Source organism: Psychrobacillus sp. (assembly GCF_056205495.1).
On sequence record NZ_JBAEAP010000391.1, the window covers coordinates 1 to 5,427 of the forward strand.

The following is a 5,427-nucleotide window of genomic DNA, read 5'->3' on the forward strand; positions in this document are numbered from 1 at the left end:
AGCAGCATCTCCGAATCCCTCCTGATAAGCCTTGTAATCATCCTCTGTAATTCCATAGGCATCTAAAATTAACTTAGAAACAGAGTTAGTTTCACTAGCAGGTGGTCCAATTGCAATATTTGGCTTGCCCCCACTACATCCAGCCATAAACAATGCTAAAACTGTGATAAACAAAATAATGCTAAAACTTTTCTTCTTCATTTTCTCTCCCCCCAAAGGATTATTATCATCTTAATGACAGCGTTTTCAAAATTAAAAACAATAATATAATTGTCATTTTAAGTAGTTGATTATTAATATTATACTTTTAATCTATAATTTTACAACTAAATATCAGTATTTTCAGATATTTAAGGTTTGATTACAGAGAGTTTGCAGGTGCCAGGCACCTGCAATCTCTCTGTAATCATTCTGGGTGCGTGTGTTTGTTTGTATTTATAGATGGAGTTAATTAATTATTTCAAAATGTATTTAAATTCGTGATTTTTAATAAAAATTACTGTACAATAAGCACATATTTGAGGAGGTAATGAGAACATGAAACAGTTAGATGCACATGAGATTATTTCTTACATTCAACACGCAAAGAAATCAACACAAGTGAAGGTATACATAAAGGGAAATGGTATTGATCAACTTTCTTTTGGGGAAAATACAAAAGTTTTTGGACAAGGAAATTCTCTTATTCTATTTGGAGAATGGTCGGAAATTCAACCTGCTTTAGAACAGCACAAGGATCAAATTGAAGATGTAGTAGTAGAAAATGAGAGCAGAAATTCTGCTATTCCACTATTAGACTTAAAAGGGATAAATGCGAGGATTGAACCAGGGGCTGTTATCCGTGATCAAGTGAGCATTGGGGATAATGCGATTATCATGCTTGGTGCAGTGATTAATATTGGAGCTGTTATAGGTAAAGGAACAATGATCGACATGGGAGCAATCCTTGGTGGCCGTGCGACGGTTGGAGACAATTGTCATATCGGAGCTGGAGCAGTGCTTGCAGGTGTTATCGAGCCACCTTCTGCAACTCCGGTAATTATTGAAGACGATGTATTAATTGGTGCGAATGCCGTAGTCCTAGAGGGATGCCGTGTTGGTAAAGGAGCAGTTGTTGCAGCTGGAGCAGTTGTTACGAAAGATGTGCCACCGTATACAGTTGTTGCTGGTACCCCTGCAAAAGTGATTAAGGATATCGATGCACAAACAAAATCGAAAACAGAAATCATGCAAGAACTACGTCAAATTTAAGAAGGTGACATATGAAGGCCTTACTTGATATTCGTCGCGATTTGCATCGTATACCGGAGCTTGGCTTTGAAGAAGTGAAAACGCAGGCATACCTTCTAGAGCAGATCGGGTCCCTTCGGCAGGATCGGTTAACGACTATTACTTGGAAAACAGGAATTGTCGTAAAAGTAGAAGGGCTTCAACCAACTCAAACGATTGGCTGGAGAACTGATATTGATGGTCTGCCAATCACAGAAGCTACAGAGGTTAAATTTTCTTCTGAGCATCCTGGGAAAATGCATGCATGTGGTCATGATATGCATATGACTGTTGCACTTGGCTTGCTAGAAAAAATAGTAGATTCACCAATAAACGATCATATGGTGTTCTTATTTCAGCCAGCAGAGGAAAGTCCAGGTGGTGCTCTTCCGATGCTGAACTGGCTAAGGGAAGAGCATCCTGAGCTAGTTCCTAACAAGATATTTGCTTATCACGTAGCACCGGAGTATCCAGTTGGGACGATCGCTACCCGACCTGGCCTCCTATTTGCCAATACGTCAGAGCTCTACATTGACTTAATAGGGAAGGAAGGGCATGCTGCCTACCCCCATCAAGCAAGGGATATGTCAATCGCAGCAGCAACTCTTTTGCTACAGTTACAATCCATCGTGAGCCGTACAGTTAACCCAATGAAGCCTGCAGTATTAACTATTGGTAAATTTACGTCTGGTACTGTACAAAATATTATTTCAGGTCATGCCCGTCTTGAAGGAACGATTCGTACGATGGATGCTACTACGATGGCATTAATAAAAGAAAAGATAGAGGCTTTTTGCCATGCTACTGAAATTGCGTTTGAGTGTGAGGTAAAAATTGATTATGGATCATCCTATTATCAGGTGTATAACGATCCTGACATTACAAATAATTTTCTTGCTTTTGCTAATCAGCACCAAGCAACTAATGCCATTCATTGTGATGCAGCAATGACAGGTGAGGATTTTGGATATTTTTTAAAGGATATACCAGGTATGTTGTTTTGGGCTGGTGTCAATTCTCCTTTTGGTCTTCATCATGCAAAGATGAACCCAAGTGAAGAGCTATTAGACTATCTTGTCCCTTTTGTAGATCAGTACCTTAGAACACTTACAAGCAATTAAACAAGAAAAGCGGAAGCGCCTATGTCTGCCCCGACAGGCAAATGGAGAAAAGCGAGGAGGCAGTACCTCAGCCACCGGAGCTTTTAACCATTTGACCCGAGGGGCAAGGCGGTGGAGCTAGACATCAACTTATCCACAGGTGCAGAATTCCATAACTTTCTAAACAACGAAAAAGGACAGAGACTATCATGCTCTGTCCTTTTTTATAAAATTTTGTAGAAATCAATTCCTTTGAGTTAGGAACAAATATATTTAAGAAAGCTGGTGTTTTATGAGTAATATTATTAGCTATTACAATCAATTTGACGAGTGGGGGAGACTGGAAAGGGAACCGATTGAATTTCAAGTGAATTGGCACTACATAAGTACGTACCTGCCTCCTAATGGGAACGTCCTTGATAACGGAGCAGGCCCGGGAAAATATGCGATGAAGCTGGCTCTTGAAGGATACAATGTGACGCTAACGGATTTAACTCCCAAACTAGTGGAAATAGCGAGAGAAAAGGCAGAAGAATTTAACCTAAAAGGTCGCTTCACTGATTTCCTAGTCGCGGATGCACGAGACTTATCCAAAATCCAAGATGAGCAGTTTGATGCTTCTCTTATGCTTGGACCAATGTATCATATACAGGAAGAAGCCGATCGGATAAAAGCAATTCAAGAATTACATAGAGTTACTAAAAAAGATGGTCTAGTTTTTGTTGCCTTTATGCCGAGAGTAAAACATCTTTTGACCTCTCTGACACACCCAGAGAACTGGAAACCAAATGACGAGATGGATAACATCTTACAATTCAATCAAACTGGCTGCTTTGATCATCAGGAGGCTGGACGTTTTACAGGAGCCTATTATTATAATATCGATGAGATAAAGCCTTTTATGGAATCAAACGGATTTCAAAGTTTGGAATTGATTGGCTCTAACGTGGCTGCTACATTGAATAAGGAAAGCTGGGACTATTGGAAGAAAAAAGGGGAGCAGGAATATGAAAAACTAATAAACCTGCTAATTGAAAAAGCCAAGGATCCTTATATGCTAGGGGTATCATCTCACTTGCTCTACATTGGAGTAAAAAAGTAAAAAAGAGCATGGACGTTATAATTCACGTCCAGCCCTCTATCGATCAGTCAACGAGTTGTACATTATAGTCCTTAAACCAAATATGCATTTGAGCCAAATATGCTAACAGCTGGGGACCCGTCATCAATTGACCATACCAAGGAGTTTTAAAAGCCTCTCCATTTGATTCGATTAAAGAGTGAAGGCTACTTGGCGTAAATAATTCATGTAAGATAGAATTCTTATCTAATAACTGTTCCTTCAGCATAAGCTGTATCTTTGCCGCGTAAATAGGGTTATGCGTTTTTGGATAAGGACTCTTTTTACGATAAAGTACCTCGTTAGGGAGAATTCCCTCTAGAGCCTTGCGAAGTATACCTTTTTCTTGATTTCCAACCATTTTATAATCCCACGGAATATTCCACGCGTACTCTACAAGCCGGTGGTCAGCAAAGGGAACACGAACCTCTAAACTTGCTCCCATGCTCATTCGGTCTTTACGGTCTAGCAGAGTGGTCATAAACCAAATCATATTCATATAAAAAAGCTCTCTTCGCTCAGCTTCTAAGGAGGATTCTCCAAATAGCTGAGGCGTTTCAGCTGCACTGACATCGTAAGCATTTTGGACATATTCATGGATGTTCAATTTTTTCTGCCAGCTATCATTTAGCAATGAGTGTCTTTCATGCTTGGAGCGAATCCAAGGAAAGCCTGATTCTGCATTCCCTATCTTATGGAACCAAGGGTAGCCTCCAAAAATTTCATCCGCACATTCTCCAGATAATCCTACGGTGAAATCCTTTTTGATCTCCTTACAAAACCATAAAAGAGAGGAATCGATATCTGCCATTCCAGGTAAATCGCGAGCATGGACTGCCTCCGTTAGGAATTGGGCTAAATCATCCTGTGTAATAACAGAAAAGTGGTGGGTAGTATTAAGAGTGCTGGAGACCTTTTGGATGAAAGGGAAATCCTCGCTAGGCTGAAATTCATTTCCCTTGAAGTGTACGTTATTGTTTTCATAATCAATAGAATAAGTATGAAGAGCAGGCTTACCATCTCTTTTATAGGCATTCGCCGCAACAGCAGAAATAGCACTTGAGTCTATTCCTCCTGAAAGGAAAGTACATAAAGGCACATCGGAAACGAGCTGCCTTTCAACCGCATCTGTAAATAAGAATCTTACATTCTCCACCGTGTCCTCTAAGCTATCGGTATGCTCCTTACTTTCCACATTCCAATATCTCCATATACGTAGTCCATTCTTGGAAAAAATTAAGGCATGTGCTGGACGAAGCTCCATTATCCCTTTATAAACACCCAATCCAGGGGTACGAGAAGGCCCTAGCCCAATAATTTCTGATAAACCAACACGGTCGATTTCTGTTGGGACATCTGGATGTGCAAGCAATGACTTTAATTCAGATCCGAAGAGTAATCCTTCATTTCTTTCTGTATAAAACAAAGGTTTTACCCCTAAGCGGTCTCTTGCCATAAAAACCTTTTGTTCTTCTTCGTCCCAAATCGCAAATGCAAAAATCCCATTAAAATAATCGATGCACTGTTCCTTCCATTCGATATAAGAGGTTAATAATACCTCCGTATCGGAATGACCGGAGAACGAATGCCCTCGACTTAATAATTCTTTTCGAAGCTCCTCTGTATTGTATAGCTCACCATTATAGCAAAGTGTGTAGTTCCTAGATTGATAGCTTTTGCTCATGGGCTGCTTACCACCAATAGGGTCAACTACAGTCAATCTTCGGTGGCCAAAGAGTGCATGGGCAGAACTCCATACATTGTGATCGTCTGGGCCACGCTGCTTTAAACACTCTGCCATTTTCTCTACAATAGGGGAATAGCCCCTTAAATCTTTTTTAAAATCAATCCATCCCGTTATCCCACACATATAATTCGCATCCCTTCTTTCACCCCCATAGTATATGCAAAAAAGTACTGTAAAAGTGACGAGAGAAA

4 protein-coding genes and 1 pseudogene are annotated in these 5,427 nt (G+C 40.2%); 3 read left to right on the forward strand and 2 right to left on the reverse strand.

The annotated features are described in order from the left end of the window. Window positions 1-201 (reverse strand): annotated as a pseudogene (locus tag AC06OU_RS11600) (TAXI family TRAP transporter solute-binding subunit); the annotation flags it as partial. Between the two features lie 336 nt (window positions 202-537). Here AC06OU_RS11600 and dapD point away from each other — a divergent pair. From dapD to AC06OU_RS11615, 3 genes are all read left to right on the forward strand, one after another. Beyond that, window positions 538-1,251, forward strand: coding sequence for a 2,3,4,5-tetrahydropyridine-2,6-dicarboxylate N-acetyltransferase (gene dapD, locus AC06OU_RS11605; protein WP_298474190.1), 714 nt, complete (start codon window positions 538-540; stop codon window positions 1,249-1,251). A gap of 11 nt (window positions 1,252-1,262) precedes the next feature. Beyond that, the gene (locus AC06OU_RS11610; protein ID WP_475855936.1) at window positions 1,263-2,390 is read left to right on the forward strand and encodes an N-acetyldiaminopimelate deacetylase; all 1,128 of its coding nucleotides are present in this window, start codon (window positions 1,263-1,265) and stop codon (window positions 2,388-2,390) included. Between the two features lie 271 nt (window positions 2,391-2,661). Further along, complete coding sequence (locus AC06OU_RS11615; protein WP_475855938.1) at window positions 2,662-3,471, forward strand: class I SAM-dependent methyltransferase; 810 nt, start codon at window positions 2,662-2,664, stop codon at window positions 3,469-3,471. Between the two features lie 43 nt (window positions 3,472-3,514). On the opposite strand, the gene asnB is transcribed toward AC06OU_RS11615, so the two are convergent. Continuing rightward, on the reverse strand, window positions 3,515-5,359 hold the full coding sequence (asnB, locus tag AC06OU_RS11620) for an asparagine synthase (glutamine-hydrolyzing) (RefSeq protein ID WP_475855939.1): 1,845 nt from the start codon (window positions 5,357-5,359) through the stop codon (window positions 3,515-3,517). Window positions 5,360-5,427: the final 68 nt, after the last annotated feature.

Bases quoted from the DNA above. Each gene is read 5' to 3' on its own strand.
- dapD (WP_298474190.1), top strand. From the start codon at position 538: ATGAAACAGTTAGATGCACATGAGATTATTTCTTACATTCAACACGCA.
- AC06OU_RS11610 (WP_475855936.1), top strand. From the start codon at position 1,263: ATGAAGGCCTTACTTGATATTCGTCGCGATTTGCATCGTATACCGGAG.
- AC06OU_RS11615 (WP_475855938.1), top strand. From the start codon at position 2,662: ATGAGTAATATTATTAGCTATTACAATCAATTTGACGAGTGGGGGAGA.
- asnB (WP_475855939.1), bottom strand. From the start codon at position 5,359: ATGTGTGGGATAACGGGATGGATTGATTTTAAAAAAGATTTAAGGGGC.